The sequence below is a fragment of the Ancylobacter sp. 3268 genome, from assembly GCF_031456575.1.
Lineage (GTDB): Bacteria > Pseudomonadota > Alphaproteobacteria > Rhizobiales > Xanthobacteraceae > Ancylobacter.
Genome location: NZ_JAVDUX010000024.1, coordinates 20,273 through 38,684, shown reverse-complemented (window position 1 = coordinate 38,684; position 18,412 = coordinate 20,273). Strand labels below are relative to the sequence as shown.

Here is an 18,412-nt window from a genome sequence, read left to right as displayed (position 1 = left end):
AGACCGACACCGAACATTCGTCTCGACGAGGCCGGCGGGTGGCGAGCGTGATCGCCGGCGAGCCATGCCCCAACCGGCGGCGAATAGTCAAGCCGGCCACCTCGACAGGACAGGTATCCCGCATGCTGCGACCTTCTCTGCGAGCGGCTGGCGTGTCATCGGCCGGCAACGCGGTCGGCTCCTCATCAACGGTGAAAATGCGCAGCGGGTGTCAGGCGGCGGTCGACAATCAGGTAACGTTCGGCACGTCCGCGTAGGCCTCTTCCCAGATTTCCTTGAGGCCGTACTAGCGGAACAGCGTCGATACGCTGGTGACCGGCCTTGCCCCTACCGAATCGATGGTGCGGGCGATCGCCGCTGCCGGCATCGAGCCGATCGTCGCCGGCGCCTGATCCGCCATCCGGTCGAACCGCCTCGCCACAGGCGGCGACGGCAGCCGAGCGCCGACTAACCGCCCCTGGGCCGCGGCGCTGCGGTGCCCGCCTCCGGCAGCCGCGGCGCCTGCGCCGACGACCACTGCGCCATATACGCCGCCGTGAGGTCGAGGATCATCGCTTCCACCGCCGGATGCGTCGGCAGTTGCGCGTGGGTGACGAACCGGGCACCTGCCCCCCAGGCGTCGATGTTGCGGGCGCCGCGCACATCCGGGAAGCCGGGGCCATGAATATTGATGCAACGGGCCACCGGGCAGGAGGGCGATCCCGGCGCGGCATCGATGGTGATCACCAGCGGCGCCGGATCCCCGCGCCGCGCCAGATCGCCGGCAAAGCGCAGCGCCGTCGAGCCGCCCAGCGAATGGCCAATGACCACGTTCGGCACCGCTCCCGCCTGCCTGTTGAGGAAATGCGTGTCGCTCCGCGTCCGAAACCCCTGCTGCCGCAACGGACGTGAGAGGGCGGAGACCCCGACATAGTCGTTCTCGACATAGACGCCCAGCCCGTCCAGCAGCAGGACCAGCGGAGGCTTAAGCGGCGCCGGCGCCGGAGGTGCTCCGAATGGCGGCTGGGCGGGCGACAAGCTCGACCAGGGTGACCAGAGGGGCGGCTGCTGGGCTGCGGCAGGCGCGGCTAGGCAAAGCAACCCGCCGAGCGCACCGGCCACCACCCGTACGCCCAGACCAAAAAAACTGAACCTCGCGCCCACGCTCGACAATTCGCCTCCTGCCGGTCCCTATGCGGAACCGCTCACCGCGGAGTGATAGCCGACAGGATGAGGCCTGGCTAACGGCGATTTTGCGGCGCACACCATCGGTGGGCGTGGTGACGGGGCGCACCGGCCTGACATGCCGATACGGCACGCCACCCCGCAAGTCGATTCCCGATGATGAAGGCGCAAGTGAAGGCCGATGACGTCAGGCGGCGTGCGAGTGTCCCTCATCGCCGGCATGCAGCCCGCAGGCCATCGCCCAACTGCGGAACGCCGCCCAGGCATGGGCCTGCTGCGAGGGTTCCCGGGCCTGCTCAAGCTGAGTGAGCAGCATTTCCGCGTAGCGCCCGAGCCTGTCATGCCGCAGCGACCGCAGAAGGTCGATCGCGCAAGCCAGCGAATGAACCTCGATGGTTTCGCGGCCGACATGGACATGAATGGGGTCGGGTCGGAACTCGGCTACGGTAAGCGTCATGGTGCTGATCCTCCCAAAGCGCGGCCCTTATTGTCGCTCGGCCGGCCGGAGCCGCTGCAGCCCACCGCCTATGCCGAAAGTCTAACGCGGATTTGCATCGTTGGCGCGACACCATTCGGTGATCGGGCGGATTTTTGGCCGGCGACCGCCCGGGCTCCACGCTTGGGCATGAAGAATACAGAACATTATACATGGAATCTGGGATACCAGACGAGTGATCAGTCCATCCGGCCTCGGGCACAAGCCGGCCGGATCGCGGAGAAAGCAACCTGCGGAATTACCCCTCGACCACTTCCGCTTCTTCTGCGGCGTAGAATGCCGACGCCAACGAAACCACCGCAGATATACTAATGATATTAGATGAATAAATGATGGTCGTTTTCAGATAATCATGACTATATAACATAGTATGAACGCACATGGGTCGTTGATTCAGCCAAAAATATCCTCTGTATTTTGAAATTTACTTCATGTTACGTTGCGAAGGGACGACGCCAAGATCGTCCCTTCAAAGAGGAAGCGCCAATGTCTATCCGCACGAAGATCGCCGCGCTGACCGCGGCAACGGTTCTGCTCGGCTTCGCCCCCGCCTTCGCGCAGGACGAGATGTCCCATGCGGCGGCCGTCACGGCCTATGTGAAGAAGAACATCGAGCCCTGGCTCAGCGACAAGGTCGTGATTTCCGCCGTCGTCGCCTCCAACAAGGCGCACGCCAAGCTCATGCAGTCCGACATCGACGAACTCGACAACAAGTGGAAGGCCAAGGATCAGGCGCTGCGCGACAGCACCATGAAGAACAAGCTGGCCGAGTTCCTGACCAAGAAGAAGGAAGCCTCCGGCGGCGTCATCACCGAGGCCTTCGTCATGGACGGCTACGGCCTGAATGTCGGCCAGACCGACGGAACCTCCGACATGTGGCAGGCCGACGAGGCCAAATGGCAGAAGACCTATCCGGCCGGTCCGGGCGCCATCTTCGTCGATAAGGTCGAGGAGGACGGCGGCAAGAAGATCGCCCAGGCTAGCGTGGCCATCTCCGACAAGGGCCAGAACATCGGGGCCGTCACCTTCGGCATCGATGTCGACAAGCTGAAGTGAATCGGCGCGCCTTCCGGCGCCCGATTCATCCACCGCCGAGGAAGGCCCCCCGCCTTCCTCGGCGGTTTTCGCGCGTCCTCAGGCGCGCGTCATCGCCTGCGGCAGCAGGAACGGCCCGGAGGGCGGCGCCGAGCCGATTCGTGCCGTCACCGCGTAGAGATCGGCGACGATGGCGTCGGTCAGCACCTCGGCCGGCGTGCCGCGCGCGGCTATTTGGCCATTCTTGAGCGCCACAATCTCGTCGGCGATCATCGCCGCGAGGTTGAGGTCGTGCAGCACCGCCGCCACCCCGCCGCCTTCGCGCGCCACCTGGCGGGCGAGATCGACCACCATCAGCTGATGCGACAGATCGAGGCTGGAGGTCGGCTCGTCGAGCAGCAGGTAGCCCGGTCCGGCGCAGCTCGCCAGCTGGGTGAGGGCGCGGGCGATCTGCACCCGCTGCTGCTCGCCGCCGGACAGCGCCGCATAGGGGCGGTCGCGAAAGCCGGCGAGATCGACCCGCTCCAGCGCCTCGGCAATGCGCGATGGCGCCCGCTCGCCCGGCGGCAGGCCGATCGCCGCCACTTCGGCGACGGTGAAGGGAAACGCCACCTGCACGTCCTGCGGCAGCACCGCCCGCCGCTGCGCCAGCCGGGCCGGGCCGAGCGCGGTGATGTCGCGGCCGTCGACCAGCACCCGGCCCCGCCTGGGGCGAAGCTCGCCCGCTAGGACCTTCAGCAGCGTCGACTTGCCGGCGCCATTGGGGCCGATCAGCGCCGTCACCCGGCCGGGCCGCACCGAGAGGTCGGCGCCCTCGAGCAGGAGCCGGCCGGGAACCGCGTAATCGATCTCCTTCGCTTCATACATGAGACGTCACCCGAACAGTTCGGCGCGGCGGCGCAGCAGCAGCCAGAGGAAGAAAGGCGCGCCGATGGCGGCAGTGACGATGCCGAGCGGCAGTTCCGCCGGTGCGGCTATGGTGCGCGCCACGAGATCGGCGCCGAGCAGCAGCGCCCCGCCGGCCAGCGCCGAGGCCGGCAGCAGAAGCCGGTGCCCCGGCCCGATGAGCAGCCGCAGCAGGTGCGGCACCACCAGCCCGACAAAGCCGATCACCCCGGCTGCAGCCACGGCGGCTCCGGCGCCGGCGGCGACGCCGGCAATGGCCAATCGCTTCACCCGCTCGACATCGATGCCGACATGGAAGGCGGCCGCCTCGCCCAGCGCCAGCGCATCGAGCGCCCGCGCCAGCGGCGGCGCCAGGGCCAGCAGCACCAGTACGAACGGCGCCGCCGCCGTCAGCTTGGCCCAGGTGGCGCCGCCGAGGCTGCCGAAGGTCCAGAAGGTGAAGTCGCGCAATTGCTGGTCGGAGGCCACGAACAGCATGATGCCGGTTCCCGCACCCGCCATGGCGCCGAAGGCGATGCCGGCGAACAGCAGCGTCGCCACCGAGGTGCGCCCGTCGCGGGTCGCCACCACGTGCAGCACCATCGTCACCATCAGCGCGCCGGCAAAGGCGGAAGCCGGCAGGCCGAACGAACCGAGCGCCAGCGGCAGCGCCGCCGCCAGCGGCGCGGCGAGCACGATCCACAGCACCGCCGCCAGCGCCGCTCCGCTCGACACGCCGATCAAGCCGGGATCGGCGAGCGGGTTGCGGAAGATGCCCTGCATCACCGCGCCCGCCGTCGCCGTCGCCGCCCCGACCATCAGCCCGAGCAGCGTGCGCGGCAGCCGGATGTCGAGCACCACCACGGTCTCGCGCAGGCCGATTTCCGCTCCCGCCGCGCTGCCGCCGACCGCCCGCCAGAGAATGGCCAGCACATGCTCGACCGGTATCGTCACCGGCCCGACCGCCAGCGAGGCGAGCGTCGCCACCAGAGCCAGCGCCGCACAGGCGAGCAGCCCCAGCCGTGCCCGCCGCTCCCGCGCGGTCCGGCCCGTCCTTGCTTCCATGAGGAGGGCCTCGGCGCTCACGGCGCAGCCCCCTGCGCCTTGGTCCACGGCCGCTCCGGCAGCTTCGGCAGGTCGAGATCCGGGTAGATCGCCGCGGCGAGATCGCGCGCGGCCTGCGGGGTGCGCGGACCGAACCCGAGCAGATAGGCGCCGTCCACGGGGATGAGCCGCTTGTGGCGCGCCGCTGGCGTCAGTGCGAAGGCCGGCAGTTGCAGGAGGGCATCGTCGGCGCCGCCGCCACGCCCCATCTTGACGATGGCATAAGGCTCGAGGGCGAGCACCGCCTCCCCCACTGCCGGCTTGTAGCCGGTGATGGCGCTCATCACATTGGTGACGCCGGCAAGCTTGAAGGCGGCATCGGCACCGGTGCCCTGCCCGCCCACCATGGGCGAGCCGCCGCCCATCGACATCACGAACACCGCCCCGCGCGGCTCGCTGATGCGCTGGCGCATCGCAGCGAGCGCCGAGAAGTCTTCGGCCACCGCATCGGCGAGCGCGTTGCCCTTTTCGTCCGCTCCCATCGCATGGGCGACGAAACGGATCTTGGCGACGACCCCCTCGGCATCGTGCCCCTCCGGCACCGAGATGAACGGCACCGAGGCCTGTTGCAGCACCTTCACCGTATCGGGCGGGCCGGCCCCCTCCATCGCCAGCACCAGGGTCGGGCCGAGCGCCAGCACGCCCTCGGCGGAGAGCGCGCGCATATAGCCGACATCCGGCTTGTCCTTCAGCGCCTGCGGCGGGAACACGCTCGTCGTGTCGACCGCGACGATGCGATCCTCAAGCCCGAGCGCATAGAGAATCTCGGTGATCGATCCGCCGATGGCCACCACGCGGCTGGTGTCCCTCGCCGCAACGTGCCGGCCGGCGCTATCGACCATTTCCACCGGCGCGCCCTCGGCGGCACCGAGGTATTCATGTGGTAAAATGGTCACGCACAGCAGAAACACGAGTTTTAAACTATTATAAATCGCATTGGCCATGGCGATACCTCTCAGTGATGGCGCCTATGTGAACCAATGATCACGTTGATTCAATTCATTTTCGAAAGTTTGATTGATCGAGAGGGCAGCTAATTCTCTAAATTTAATTATTATAAAGTGTAACTAATCTTTGTTGACTCCGATATTTACCTGAAAATATGACCGATGTGACGCAGATGCGAGGCGGAGTCGACTGTCAGAAATGGCGGCTCTCCGGCCTCGCGGCTTACGCATCGAGGATGATCATGGCCGCGACTTTCCCGCGCGCCGGCGCCAGCCGCCGCCCGCTCTCCCACCACTCCGCCTTGCTGGGCATCTCGATGGCGGCACTCGTCGTCGCCGCGCCGGCACTGGCGCAGCAGGCCGGCTCCACCGCCACGACCGCCGCGCCTGCCGCCGCCGAGGCCGAGGCGCTGCCGACGGTGACCGTGCAGGGTGCCGACGGGCGGCTGGTGAGCGATCCCTACTCCACGCCATCGGCGGTCAGCACCGTCAACATGCTGAACAACCTCAACCAGTCGAGCCGCCTCGACACCGTACTGCGCACCGTGCCCGGCACCTTCACCGAGCAGAGCACCTCGAATCCCGGCGTCGCCATCAACATTCGCGGCTTCCAGGGCTTCGGTCGCGTCAACATGATGATCGACGGCGTGCGGCAGAATTTCCGCTTCGTCGGCCATGAGGCGAGCGGCTTCGCCTATGTCGACGAGCAGCTGCTGGCCGGCGTCGACATCGCCCGCGGCGCCGTCTCCACCGCCGGCGGCGCCGGCGCGCTGGCCGGCGCGGCGGACATGCGCACGCTCGGCGTCGACGACATCATCAAGCCCGGCAACCAGTGGGGCGCCATCGGCAACCTCACCTGGGGCAGCAACGGCCAGGGCTGGCAGGAAATGTTCGCCGGCGCCGCCAAGCTCAACGACCGCGTCTCGGTGGCCGGCGCCATCGCCAATTCCGCGCCGACCAATTACGAGAACGGCGCCGGCCAGATGGTGCCCTTTACGTGGCAGAACCTGTCCTCGGGCCTGCTCAAGAGCGACATCAAGCTCACCGACGATTCGACGCTGAAGCTCGGCGCGGTGTTCTACAACAACTTCTTCTACGCCAACTCCGCCGACCAGCAGATCAACAACAACACCTTCACGGCGAAGTATCACTACGACCCGGACAGCGAGCTAATCGATTTCCGGCTGAACGCCTATTACAACGACCTGACGATGACCTACCTGAACACGCCGCGTACGTCATCCTCATCGCGCGGACGCGTCATCGAGGATCAGGGCTGGGGCTTCGACACCTCCAACACCTCGAACTTCATGTGGGGCGAGGTCGGGGTCTCGACCATTAACGGCTTCGAATATTTCTACGACGACGTGAGCGCGTCGAACAGCCTCAATCCATCGTTCTATGGCGGCGTCAATCCGTCAGGCGAGAGCGGCACCGGTGGCGTCTTCTCCGAGACCACCTTCAGCTACAACATCTTCGATTTCATCCTCGGCCTGCGTTACGACTTCTACACACTGGAAGGCTCCGGTGTGGAAGGAACCCCGGGCGGTGCGGTGGCAGTCGGCCCGTGGTCGGTGGACCAGAGCGACGGGCGCTTCGATCCGAAGTTCACCCTCGCCATCAATCCCTATGACTGGCTGCAGCCTTATGTGACCTATGCCGAGACCATGCGCGCGCCGACGGCGAGCGAGACCATGGTCGGCGGCGAGCACCCAGGCGCCGCCAACCAGTCTTACTCCGCCAATCCTTATCTGCAGCCGGAAGTGTCGAAGGGCTGGGAGTTCGGCGTCAACATCCGCAAGGACGGCCTGTTCACCGCCAACGACCAGTTTCGCCTGAAAGCAGACTATTTCTACAACGACATCTCAAATTACATCGTCACCTGTCTGGGTGCTCGCGGCACTCAATACACCCAGACTTTCTTCTGCAACGTCGATGGCACCTCCAAAGTCAGCGGCATCGAACTGGAAGCGACCTACGACGCCCGCACCTTCTTCGCCTCGGCGAGCTACACCCACAACGACAACGATCTGCCGCCGCAAACCCAGGGTTTCGGCACCAACCAGTACCTGCCGGACGACATCTTCTCGATGACTGCCGGCCTGCGCTTCCTCGATGAGAAGCTGACCGTCGGCGGGCGCTATTCATTCTACTCGCAGTCGACCCTGATCGGCTTCAACTCTACCTTCACCGGTGCCGCGATCAGTTCGACGCCCTCTCCGAGCTACGGGCTGTTCGACTTGTTCGGCAGCTACGAGATCAACGACAAGCTCACCTTCCGCGTCGACGCCACCAACCTGCTCGACGAGGACTACACCCCGGCGCTGTCGATCCAGCCCACCGGCTTCACCGGCAACACCGGCCAGGGCCGCACCGTGCTGATGAGCCTGCGCGCGCATTTCTGAGCGCGACGGTTTCCATCTTCCGATGCCGGGCGCTATCGTCCGGCATCATCATTCGGACCAATGAGGGACTCTCCATGTTCATCGCGATGAACCGTTTCAAGGTGCAGCTCGGCTCGGAAGCCGAGTTCGAGCGCGTCTGGCGCGAGCGCGACAGCCACCTGTCCACCGTGCCCGGCTTCAAGCAGTTCGAGCTGCTGCGCGGCCCGCAGCGCGACGATCACACGCTCTATGCCTCGCACACCATCTGGGGCAGCCGCGCCGATTTCGAGGCCTGGACCAAGTCGGAAGCCTTCCGTGCCGCGCATCGGAACGCCGGCGGCAACAAGCCGCTCTATCTCGGCCATCCCGAGGTCGAGCTGTTCGAGGCCATCGATCTCGGCAGCACCGAGAAGGCCGCCTGACGGCCCGGACCGACGGTCCGATCGCCTTGACGCCGGGTTGTCCTGCGCCGTGCGCGCGGCGGCCCGGCGTCTTCGTGAGTTGACGGCGGACCCCGCCTCGATTAACGGCTCGCGCTTGCTTATCGAACCGAGCCCGACATCCATGGCCGACCACGCGTCGCTCGACGCCTCGCACAGCACCGCCGGCGAGGCGCCCCGCATCTCTTTCGTCTCGCTGGGCTGCCCCAAGGCGCTCGTCGATTCCGAACGCATCGTCACCCGCCTGCGCGCCGAGGGCTACGAGCTCTCGCGACAGCATGAGGGCGCCGACCTCGTCATCGTCAACACCTGCGGCTTCCTCGACAGCGCCAAGGCGGAAAGCCTCGCCGCCATCGGCGATGCGCTGAAGGAGAATGGCAAGGTCATCGTCACCGGCTGCATGGGCGCCGAGCCCGAGCAGATCCGCGATGTGCATCCCGGCGTGCTGGCCGTCACCGGCCCGCAGCAATATGAGAGCGTGGTCAATGCGGTGCATGCCGCCGTGCCGCCGCGTCACGATCCCTTTCTCGATCTGGTGCCGCCGCAGGGGGTGAAGCTCACCCCGCGCCACTATGCTTATCTCAAGATTTCAGAAGGTTGCAACAATCGCTGCACCTTCTGCATCATTCCGAAGCTGCGTGGCGACCTGGTCAGCCGGCCGGCCTCCGAGGTGCTGCGCGAGGCCGAGAAGCTGGTGAATGCCGGGGTGAAGGAGCTCCTCGTCATCTCGCAGGACACGTCCGCCTATGGCGTCGATCTGAAATATGCCGAGAGCCAGTGGAAGGACCGCCAGGTCCGCGCCCGCTTCCTCGACCTGTCACGCGAGCTGGGTTCGCTCGGCGCCTGGGTGCGCATGCATTATGTCTACCCCTACCCGCATGTCGACGAGGTGATCGGCCTGATGGCCGATGGGGTGATCCTTCCCTATCTCGACATTCCCTTCCAGCACGCCTCCCCCACGGTGTTGAAGCGCATGAAGCGCCCGGCGGCGCAGGAGAAGACGCTGGCCCGCGTGCAGGCCTGGCGCGCCGCCTGCCCGGACCTTACCTTGCGCTCCACCTTCATCGTCGGCTTCCCCGGCGAGACCGAGGCGGAGTTCGAGGAATTGATCGCCTTCCTCGAAGAGGCCGAGCTCGACCGCGTCGGCTGTTTCAAATATGAGCCGGTGGCCGGCGCCCCGGCCAACGATCTCGGCGTCGCCGTCCCGGACGAGGTGAAGCAGGCGCGCTGGAACCGTTTCATGGAGGTGCAGCAGCGCGTCTCCGCCCGTCGGCTCAGGCGCAAGGTCGGCAGCCGGCAGCAGGTGATCATCGATTCCGTCGGGCCGACGGTGGCGATCGGCCGCTCCAAGGCGGATGCGCCGGAGATCGATGGCGTGGTCCATGTCGCCTCGCGCCGGCCGCTGCGCGTCGGCGAGATCACCACGGTGAAGATCGAGCGCGCCGATGCCTACGACCTGCACGGCACAGCGGTGGGGTTCTGAAGCCACCTACCATCGCAGAATGCAAAGCGGCCGGGCCTCGACCCTGCCGTTTTCATTCGAGGATCCGCCGCAGTTCCTCGGAGGGGATGATGCTCTCGTCGACCGTCGGCCAGGCGAGCGCGATGGTGTAGGCGAGCGTTACCGAGAAGGCGACCGAGAAGGTCGCCAGACCGAGGACAAGCTGCGGCTTCTTGCCGACATGCAGCGCCGCCAGCCCGATCTGCGACAGCACCCCCAGCAACAGCACCACGATCCAGCGATGCGGCGCGAGATCGGCATGCAGGATGAAGTAGCGGTCGGTGCGCAGGCGCCGCAGCTCGATCTGGCCGTTCAGCAGCGCGCTGCGCATATGGACCGCCACCGTCGTGTCCGCCTCGGCGGCCGCGACGGCCGCGACCAGCCCGTCGAAGCTCCTGGAAACCTGTGTGTCCGGGTAGACCCAGCCCTCGTCCCATTCATATGTCGACAGGGCGCGGGCATAGCCGCCGACCGCCTCGTCGACCGGCGCGCAGGTCGGCCCGCACACCTTCGCGATGTCGAGCATGGCGTCCAGCCGCTGCACCTCCTGCAGCACGGTCTGGGCGTAGCGTGTCTCGCGGTTCCAGATGTCGCTGACCATGAAGGCGAGGAACAGCGCGAAAGGCAGCGTCAGCGCCCCGAGATAGGACGTCTGCAGGTCGCGCGGATGGAACGTCGCGACCAGCTTCGGGCGCATCGCCCAGACATAGCAGAGCCAGCCGGTGAGCAGCGGAACAAGACCAACGGCCGCGACGAAGAGCGAGAAATAGTCGTTGATGAACATGTTGACGAGGAGCGCGATCATCCGACGCCCCGATCATCCGGCCTTCAAAAGGTCCCGCAGCGTGCCTTCGACGATCCGCGTCGCCTTGTCGAGGTCGGAGATGCGCACATGCTCGTCGGCGGCATGGGCATTGGCCTCGAGGATCGAGCGCGGCCCGGCGCCGTAGAGCACGGTCGGCACGCCGGCGGCGGTGTAGTGGCGCGCGTCGGTGTAGAGCGGCACGGCGGTGGCCGGCGGCACCTCGCCCAGCACTTCGGCGGCGTGCTTCTGCAGGGTCTCCACCAGCTTCTCGGTGCCCGGCAGCGTACGCAACGGCTCGGCGAGGATGATGCGGCGGCACTCGATGTCGATGCCGTCCCAGCCTTCCACCGCCTTCTCGACCAGCGCGGTGAGCGCGGCTTCCACCGCCTCGCCGTTCTCCTCCGGCGTCAGCCGGCGGTCGACGCGCAGGGCGATGCGGTCGGGCACCACATTGGTGTTGATGCCGCCGGAGATCAGGCCGACGGTGATCTTCGGCGAGCCGATGCCCGGCGTGGGGCTGGTGATGCCGTAGAGCCGCTTGCGTTCGGCATAGATGGCGGTGAGGATGGCGGTGGCCGCTTCCAGCGCGTCGGCGCCGGTCTCCGGCATGGCCGCATGCGCCTGCTTGCCGCGCACCACGATCTCGAGGTGCAGCGCGCCGTTATGCGCCACCACAACGGCATAGGAGAAGCCGGCCGACAGCGCATAGTCCGGCCTGGAGAGCCCGTGCTCCAGCAGCCATTTCGGCCCGACGAAGCCGCCGGCCTCCTCATCATAGGTGAAATGCAGCTCGACCGTGCCGTCGAGCCCTTCGGGCCGCTGCTTCAACGCCAGAAGCGCGAAGGCGTAGGTGGCGAAGTCGGACTTCGACACCGCGGCGCCGCGGCCGTAGATCGCGCCGCCCTTTTCTTCGGCGCCATAGGGATCGAAGGTCCAGCCCTCGCCGGGCGGCACCACGTCGCCATGGGCGTTGAGGGCGATCACCGGCCCCTTGGCCTCGCCGAAGCGCTCGCGCACCACCAGATTGACCACCGACTTCATGCCGTAGGTCTTGACGAAGGGCTCCGGGACCGGGTGGCGCTCCACCGCGAAGCCGAGTTCCTCCAGCAATTGCCCGGTCACCTCGGCATGCGCGGCACAGTCGCCGGGCGGATTGTCGCTCGGCACACGGACCACCGCCTTGAGGAACGCCACTTCGCGTTCGAGCCGCTCTCCGTCGTGACTTGCGACGCCCGCTTCGACTTGGCTCACTGCTCTGCTCCCTGGACGCTGCCGGTCAGTTGCGGCAGCTCGAACCGTTCGATGAAACGCACCAGCGCCGCCACCGCAAGCCCGATATCCTCACGTGCCGCATATTCCGCTGGATTATGGCTGATACCGCCGCGGCAGCGCACGAACAGCATGCCGATCGGGCACAGGCGCGACATGGCCTGCCCGTCATGTCCGGCGCCGGATGGCAGCGTCGGGGCGCGGTGGCCAAGATCGGCGATGGCGTTGCGCAAGCGCAATTGCAGATCGCGGTAGCACGGCACGGTGCCGACTTCATGGAAGGCGGAGATCACCACCCCCAGCCCGCGCGCATCGGCGATGCGGTGCGCCTCGCGCTCGAACTCGGTCAACGCCTCCCGGCGGGAGATATCGGAACCGGAGCGCAGATCGAGGGTGAAGACGACGCGCGAGGGAATCACATTGATCGAGCCGGGCTCGACATGCAGGCGCCCGACCGTCGCCACCATGCCGTGCCGGTCGGCGCGGGCGATCTTCTCGGCCACCAGCGCCATTTCGGCAGCGCCGGCGAAGGCGTCGCGGCGCATGCGCATCGGCACGGTGCCGGCATGGCCGGCCTCGCCGGTGACGGTGACCGACAGCCGCGAGGCGCCGGCAATGGCGGAAACGATGCCGAGCGGCTCGCCTTCGGCCTCCAGCACCGGGCCTTGCTCGATATGGGCCTCGACATAGGCGATGACCTTGTCGGGATCATAGGCCGCCGCCGGTATCGCGGCAGGGTCCTTGCCATAGGCGCGGATGGCCTCGTCGAGCGAGATGCCGTCGGCGTCGCGGGCGCCGAGCCAGGAAGGCAGGAAATGCCCGGCCACGGCGGCGGAGGAGGAGAGCGTGGTCGGGAAGCGCGTGCCTTCCTCGTCGCCGAAGGCCAGCACGTCGATGCCGTAGGGCCGCTTCAGCCCCGCCTTCACCACCGCCTCCAGCGCCAGTGCGGCGACGACCACCCCCATGGTGCCGTCATACTTCCCGGCATTGGCGACGGTATCGATATGCGAGCCGATCAGCAGCCGCGGCGCGTCGGAGCCGGCCGGCAGCCAATGGCCGCGCACCGTGCCGAGCGCGTCCTCGGAAACGTCGAGCCCGGCGGCACGCATGAAATCGCCGACGAGATCGGCGGCGCGGCGATGTTCCGGCGTCAGGAAAAAGCGGGTGAGATTGTCGCTGGACTGCGAGATGGCGCCGAGCGCCTCGAGCATCGCCGCCGCCCGTTCGCCTGTCGCGGCAATGTCCACCGGTATTCTCATCTGCGCGTCGCCGCCCCCGTTTGCCGCCGGCCGGCATGGCTGCTTCCAGCGGCCGGCCTGGCATCGTCTGGCGCCATCGCATATGGGCGCGGCTTTGGCAATCGCGGCGGCGGCCCGGGGCCACCGCCGTCGGCACAAGCGCGGTCAGGCGCGGCTCACTGTCCCGGCACCTTGTCGTCGATGCCCTTCACGTACCAGTTCATCGACAGGATATCCTTGTCGGCCACCGCCTCGCCTTCCTTGGCGGCCAGCGTGCCGTCCTGCTTGGTGACCGGCCCCTTGAACGGGTTCAGCTCGCCCGACTTGATCTTGGCCTCGGTCGCCTCGGCCATCGCCTTCACGTCGTCGGGCATGTTGGTGTAGGGCGCCATCACCACCTCGCCGTCCTTCATGCCGGCCCAGGTGTCGGTGGCGGTCCAGGTGCCGTCCATCGCCTCCTTGACGCGCTTGACGTAATAGGGCGCCCAGTTGTCGACGATGGAGGTCAGCTGCGACTTGGGGCCGAAGCCGATCATGTCGGAGGCTTGGCCGAACGCCTTGACGCCGCGCGCCTCGGCGGCCTGCATGGCGGCGGGGCTGTCGGTGTGCTGGGTGATGATATCGGCGCCCTGGTCCATCAGCGCCTTGGCGGCGTCGGCCTCCTTGGCCGGATCGAACCAGGAATTCACCCAGACGATCTTGATCTTCATGTCCGGATTGACCGACTGCGCGCCGAGCATCATCGCATTGATGCCGGAGATGACCTCGGGGATCGGGAAGGAGCCGATATAGCCGATGGTGCCGGTCTTCGACATCTTGGCGGCGATCTGGCCGAGGATGTAGCGGCCTTCGTGGAACTTCGAGTTGTAGGTGGCGACGTTCTTGTCGCGCTTGAAGCCGGTGGCGTGCTCGAAGAACACTTTGGGATGGCGCTTCGCCACCTTCAGCGTCGGCTCCATATAGCCGAAGGAGGTGGTGAAGATGATCTTGTTGCCGGCGCGGGCCAGCTGCTCGATCACCCGCTCGGCGTCCGGGCCTTCCGGCACGCTCTCGACATAGGTGGTCTCCACCTTGTCGCCGAACTCCTTCTCCACCGCCTTGCGGCCCTGATCGTGCTGGTAGGTCCAGCCGAAATCGCCCACCGGGCCGATATAGACCCACGCCGCCTTCAGCTTCTCGGCGGCGGAGGCCGGCAACGCGCCGGCGCCGGCAAGGGCCGCGCCCGCGGCGAGGCCCAGCGCCAATGAGAGAATCTTCCGCATGAACGTCTCCGCTCTTCCTGTCCGTCGCGGCCTGGATGTCCGCCCCCGCGTGGCCGCAGCCGCGGAAGCTTGAGGCCGCTGGGCGCGGCCGGAGTGAATGTCGCGCCTCAACGATCCGGCACGAAGGGCACCCCGAGCGAGGCAGGAGCGCCCTGCCCGCGCTTCAGGGCCGAAATCAGCACCAGCGCCGCCACCGTGGCCAGATAGGGCAGCGACGACAAGAGCTGCGAGGGAATCCCGAGCCCGAATCCCTGAACATGCAGTTGCAGGATCGACACCGCGCCGAACAGATAGGCGCCGGCCAGCAGCCAGAGCGGCTTCCAGGCGGAGAACACCACCAGCGCCAGCGCGATCCAGCCGCGGCCGGCGGTCATGTCGCTGGCCCAGAACGGCGTATAGGCCAGCGAGAGCTGCGCCCCGGCCAGCCCGGCGCAGGCGCCGCCGAACATCACCGCAAGCGTGCGGATCCGGCGCACGGGATGGCCGAGCGCGTGGGCGGCGACATGGCTCTCGCCCACCGCCCGGATCACCAGGCCGGTGCGGGTGCGCGCCAGCCCCCAGGTCACCAGCACCAGCAGCGCAACCGAGGCATAGACGAAGGCGTCCTGCCCGAACACCGCCTTGCCGATGATCGGCAGGTCGGTAAGGCCAGGAACCAGCAGTTCCGGCGCGGCGTCGATCCGCGTGCCGACGAAGGGCGAGCCGATCAGCCCGGCAAGGCCGAGGCCGAGAATGGTGGTGGCGAGGCCGGACGCCACCTGGTTCGCCGCCAGCCATACGGTGAGCACCGCGAACACCAGCGACAGCGCCACCCCGGCCAGCACCGCCGCCAGCGTACCGAGCAGCAGGCTGCCGGACGAATAGGCGGTGGCGTAGCCGACCGCGGCGCCGATGATCATCATGCCCTCGACGCCGAGATTGAGCGTCCCTGCCCGCTCCGCCACCAGTTCGCCGAGCGAGGCGATGAGCAGCGTGGTCGCCGCCGCCACCACGCTTGCGAGAACCGCGCCGATCATCACCGTATCAAGCATGGCGCACGCCCTCCACCCGACGGATGCGGTAGCGCACCAGCACGTCGGCCGCCAGGATGGCGATGAGCAGCGTGCCCTGGAACACGCGGGTGACGTCGAACGGCATGCGCAGCGAGATCTGCGCCGCCTCGCCGCCGATATAGGTCAGCGCCAGCACGAAGCTGGAGACGAGTATGCCCACCGGATGCAGCCGTCCCAGCATGGCGGCGATGATGGCGGTGAAGCCGTAGCCGGGCGAGATCGATGGTTGCATGTTGCCGATCGGCCCGGCCACCTCGATGATGCCGGCGAGCCCCGCCAGCGCGCCGGAGACGGCGAACACGCCATAGGTCACCCGCCTCTCGTCGAAGCCGGCGAAGGCGGCGGCACGGGGCGCGGAACCGCCGAGCTCGATGGAGAAGCCGATCAGCGTGCGCCCCAGCACGAAGGTCGCCGCCACCACCACTATCAGCGCGATGACGATGCCGCCATGCAGGCGCCCCTCATCGAGCAGCAGCGGCATCGTCGCCACCGGGTCGAAGGTCACGCTTTGGGGAAAGTTGAAGCCGGCCGGGTCGCGCCACGGCCCGCGCACCAGATAGTCGAGAAACAGCTCGGCGACATAGACCAGCATCAGCGAGGTGAGGATTTCGCTGGCGCCGAAGCGCACCCGCAGGAAGGCCGGAATCAACCCGTAGGCGGCACCGCCCAGCGCGCCGAGCACCAGCATCGCCGGCATCACCCACGGCCCGGCGCCGGTGCCGTGCGTCGCCAGCGCCAGCCAGGAGCCGAGCAGCGCGCCGGCGCAATACTGGCCCTCAGCGCCGATGTTCCAGCGATTGGCGCGGTAGCAGAAGGCAAGCCCGACGCCGATCAGCAGCAGCGGGCAGGCCTTCACCACCAGTTCCTGCAAGGTGTAGGCATCGCCGAGCGGATCGATGAAATAGATGCGGAACGCCTCGACCGGGTCATGGCCCATGGCGAGGAACATCGCCGCGCCGACCACCAGCGTGAAGGCGAGCGCCACGAACGGCGCCGCCACCAGGCCGGCGAGCGGGACGTTTTCCTGCCGTTCGAGCTTAAGCGGCATCGGCATCCTCCTGCGCCGGAGCCCCATGCGCGCCGCCCATGGCAAGGCCGATCGCCTCGCGCGAGGTCTCCTCCACCGGCACCGGCTGGGTGAGGCGTCCCTCGCTCATCACCGCGATGCGGTCGGTGAATTCCAGCAGTTCGTCGAGGTCCTGGCTGATCACCAGCACGGCGCAGCCTTCCGCCGCCTTCTGCCGCAGCGTGGTGCGGATGAAGCCGGCCGCCGCCGCGTCCACGCCCCAGGTCGGCTGGTCGACCACCAGCAGCACCGGCTCGCGCAGCACCTCGCGGCCGATGACGAATTTCTGCAGGTTGCCGCCGGAGAGCCGCCGCGCCTTCGGGTCCTTGCCGCCGAAGCGCACATCGAAGCGCCTGACGATCTCGGCGAACATGGCGTTGAGCACCGAGTGGCGGACGATGCCCTGGCGCACGATCCGCCCGTCGCCATGGGTGGTGAGCAGCACATTGTCGGACAGCCGCATGTCCGGCGCCGCCGCATGGCCGAGCCGCTCCTCCGGCACGAAGCCGGCCTTGAGCGCCCGCCGCGCGGTCGGCCCCAGCGCGCCGGCCGGCGTGCGGTCGATGACGATCGCCTCCGCATCCTCGCCGAGCCGCTCGCCGGACAGCGCCTCGAACAGCGCGGTCTGGCCGTTGCCCGCGACGCCGGCAATGCCGACGATCTCGCCGGCGCGGATCTCGAGGTTGATGGCGTGCAGTGCCGAGCCGCGCGAACCATCGCCCTTGAGGGTGAGGTTCTTGATCAGCAGGCGCGGCTCGCCGAGTTCATGGGTCGTCACCCGCGGCGTGCGCGGCACCTCGGCGCCCACCATCAGCCGCGCAAGGCTGGCCGAGCTTTCGCGGCGCGGGTCGACCTCGGCGATGAACTTGCCGCCCCGCAGCACGGTGGCGCGCTGGCACAGGCGGCGCACCTCGTCGAGCTTGTGCGAGATGAACAGCACCGCCCGCCCCTCGGCGGTGAGCAGGTCGACGGTGCGGAACAGGCTCTCCGATTCGTCCGGGGTGAGCACCGAGGTCGGCTCGTCGAGGATCAGCACGCGCGGATCGCCGAGCAGGCAGCGCACGATCTCCACCCGCTGACGCTCGCCGACGGACAGCTCGCCGACCCGACGATAGGGCTCGACCTCCAGCCCGTAGCGATGCACGCAGTCCTCGATGCGTGCGGCGAGCGCCGGCAGCTTGCCGGGGGCCGCGAGGCCGAGCGCGACGTTCTCCACCACGGTGAGCGCGTCGAACAGCGCGAAATGCTGGAACACCACGCCGATGCCGCGCGCGCGCGAAGCGGCAGGATCGGGGAACACCACCGGCTCGCCCGCAAAGCGCAATTCGCCGGAATCGGCCTGCAACAGGCCGCACATCATCTTCACCAGCGTCGACTTCCCCGCGCCGTTCTCGCCCAGCAGCGCGTGCGTCTCGCCGGCACGGATGGCAAGGCTCACATGGTCGTTCGCCACCAAAGCGCCGAAACGCTTGGTCAGCCCGATCGCCTCCAGCAGGGGCGGCGGCAGGGCTCCCGAGGCGGCGGAATCGGAGGTGGCGGCCTTACCGGACATGGGGCGTATCCCGGCGTCTGTCACGCCGCCTCGACGAATGCGCGGCGGCCATTCCTATCGGAACCGGTCGGAGCGGGCGGCGATATCTCATCCGGGTTCCACGACAGATGCACTTTAAACAAGCATCGCATGCCGGTTAGGCGGAGCAAGTCCAAACTCTGATCGTACGGTCCACCGAGTTGATGCAATTCACGGCAATTTCGTATTTTCCC

General features: G+C 67.5%; 16 protein-coding genes. 4 read left to right on the top strand and 12 right to left on the bottom strand.

Annotated elements, in window-relative coordinates; genetic code table 11:
• Positions 1-447: 447 nt before the first annotated feature.
• Together J2X65_RS24710 and J2X65_RS24705 are read right to left on the bottom strand one after the other, a co-directional pair.
• Positions 448-1,143, bottom strand: coding sequence for a hypothetical protein (locus tag J2X65_RS24710; protein WP_310207488.1), 696 nt, complete (start codon positions 1,141-1,143; stop codon positions 448-450).
• Between the two features lie 208 nt (positions 1,144-1,351).
• Positions 1,352-1,621, bottom strand: coding sequence for a hypothetical protein (locus J2X65_RS24705; protein ID WP_310207419.1), 270 nt, complete (start codon positions 1,619-1,621; stop codon positions 1,352-1,354).
• Positions 1,622-2,146: 525 nt separating this feature from the next.
• Here J2X65_RS24705 and J2X65_RS24700 point away from each other — a divergent pair.
• The gene (locus tag J2X65_RS24700; protein WP_310207416.1) at positions 2,147-2,716 is read left to right on the top strand and encodes a hypothetical protein; all 570 of its coding nucleotides are present in this window, start codon (positions 2,147-2,149) and stop codon (positions 2,714-2,716) included.
• 78 nt (positions 2,717-2,794) lie between these two features.
• Here the strand turns inward: J2X65_RS24700 and J2X65_RS24695 are convergent, their stop codons facing one another.
• The 3 genes from J2X65_RS24695 to J2X65_RS24685 are packed head-to-tail and all read right to left on the bottom strand — an operon-like array spanning position 2,795 to position 5,628.
• Positions 2,795-3,562: a heme ABC transporter ATP-binding protein gene (locus tag J2X65_RS24695; RefSeq protein ID WP_310207413.1), complete on the bottom strand. Its 768-nt coding sequence runs from the start codon at positions 3,560-3,562 to the stop codon at positions 2,795-2,797.
• Between the two features lie 6 nt (positions 3,563-3,568).
• The gene (locus J2X65_RS24690) at positions 3,569-4,645 is read right to left on the bottom strand and encodes an iron chelate uptake ABC transporter family permease subunit (protein ID WP_310207409.1); all 1,077 of its coding nucleotides are present in this window, start codon (positions 4,643-4,645) and stop codon (positions 3,569-3,571) included.
• Positions 4,646-4,662: 17 nt separating this feature from the next.
• Positions 4,663-5,628 carry an ABC transporter substrate-binding protein gene (locus tag J2X65_RS24685; RefSeq protein WP_310207405.1) on the bottom strand — a complete coding sequence of 322 codons (966 nt, stop codon included), beginning with the start codon at positions 5,626-5,628 and terminating at the stop codon, positions 4,663-4,665.
• 245 nt (positions 5,629-5,873) lie between these two features.
• Between J2X65_RS24685 and J2X65_RS24680 the strand changes: the two genes are divergently transcribed.
• From J2X65_RS24680 to rimO, 3 genes are all read left to right on the top strand, one after another.
• Positions 5,874-8,036, top strand: a complete 2,163-nt coding sequence (locus J2X65_RS24680; protein ID WP_310207402.1) for a TonB-dependent receptor domain-containing protein — start codon at positions 5,874-5,876, stop codon at positions 8,034-8,036.
• Positions 8,037-8,110: 74 nt separating this feature from the next.
• Positions 8,111-8,437 (top strand): antibiotic biosynthesis monooxygenase, encoded by a 327-nt coding sequence (locus J2X65_RS24675; RefSeq protein ID WP_310207399.1) that lies wholly within the window; start codon positions 8,111-8,113, stop codon positions 8,435-8,437.
• A 142-nt stretch (positions 8,438-8,579) separates the two neighbouring features.
• The gene (gene rimO, locus J2X65_RS24670; RefSeq protein ID WP_310207396.1) at positions 8,580-9,938 is read left to right on the top strand and encodes a 30S ribosomal protein S12 methylthiotransferase RimO; all 1,359 of its coding nucleotides are present in this window, start codon (positions 8,580-8,582) and stop codon (positions 9,936-9,938) included.
• A gap of 52 nt (positions 9,939-9,990) precedes the next feature.
• On the opposite strand, the gene J2X65_RS24665 is transcribed toward rimO, so the two are convergent.
• The 7 genes from J2X65_RS24665 to J2X65_RS24635 all read right to left on the bottom strand — a co-directional run bounded on the left by J2X65_RS24665 (position 9,991) and on the right by J2X65_RS24635 (position 18,200).
• Positions 9,991-10,761, bottom strand: a complete 771-nt coding sequence (locus J2X65_RS24665; protein WP_310207393.1) for a hypothetical protein — start codon at positions 10,759-10,761, stop codon at positions 9,991-9,993.
• Between the two features lie 12 nt (positions 10,762-10,773).
• A complete protein-coding gene (locus J2X65_RS24660; RefSeq protein ID WP_310207390.1) occupies positions 10,774-12,012 on the bottom strand; it encodes an ArgE/DapE family deacylase in 1,239 nt (412 codons plus the stop codon).
• The gene (locus J2X65_RS24655; protein ID WP_310207387.1) at positions 12,009-13,289 is read right to left on the bottom strand and encodes an allantoate amidohydrolase; all 1,281 of its coding nucleotides are present in this window, start codon (positions 13,287-13,289) and stop codon (positions 12,009-12,011) included. Before J2X65_RS24655 ends, J2X65_RS24660 begins: the two co-directional genes overlap by 4 nt.
• A 155-nt stretch (positions 13,290-13,444) precedes the next feature.
• Positions 13,445-14,530, bottom strand: coding sequence for a BMP family ABC transporter substrate-binding protein (locus J2X65_RS24650; protein WP_310207385.1), 1,086 nt, complete (start codon positions 14,528-14,530; stop codon positions 13,445-13,447).
• A 107-nt stretch (positions 14,531-14,637) separates the two neighbouring features.
• Positions 14,638-15,561 carry an ABC transporter permease gene (locus tag J2X65_RS24645; protein WP_310207382.1) on the bottom strand — a complete coding sequence of 308 codons (924 nt, stop codon included), beginning with the start codon at positions 15,559-15,561 and terminating at the stop codon, positions 14,638-14,640.
• Positions 15,554-16,630 (bottom strand): ABC transporter permease, encoded by a 1,077-nt coding sequence (locus tag J2X65_RS24640; RefSeq protein WP_310207380.1) that lies wholly within the window; start codon positions 16,628-16,630, stop codon positions 15,554-15,556. Before J2X65_RS24640 ends, J2X65_RS24645 begins: the two co-directional genes overlap by 8 nt.
• Positions 16,620-18,200 carry an ABC transporter ATP-binding protein gene (locus tag J2X65_RS24635; protein ID WP_310207378.1) on the bottom strand — a complete coding sequence of 527 codons (1,581 nt, stop codon included), beginning with the start codon at positions 18,198-18,200 and terminating at the stop codon, positions 16,620-16,622. Before J2X65_RS24635 ends, J2X65_RS24640 begins: the two co-directional genes overlap by 11 nt.
• Positions 18,201-18,412 lie beyond the last annotated feature (212 nt).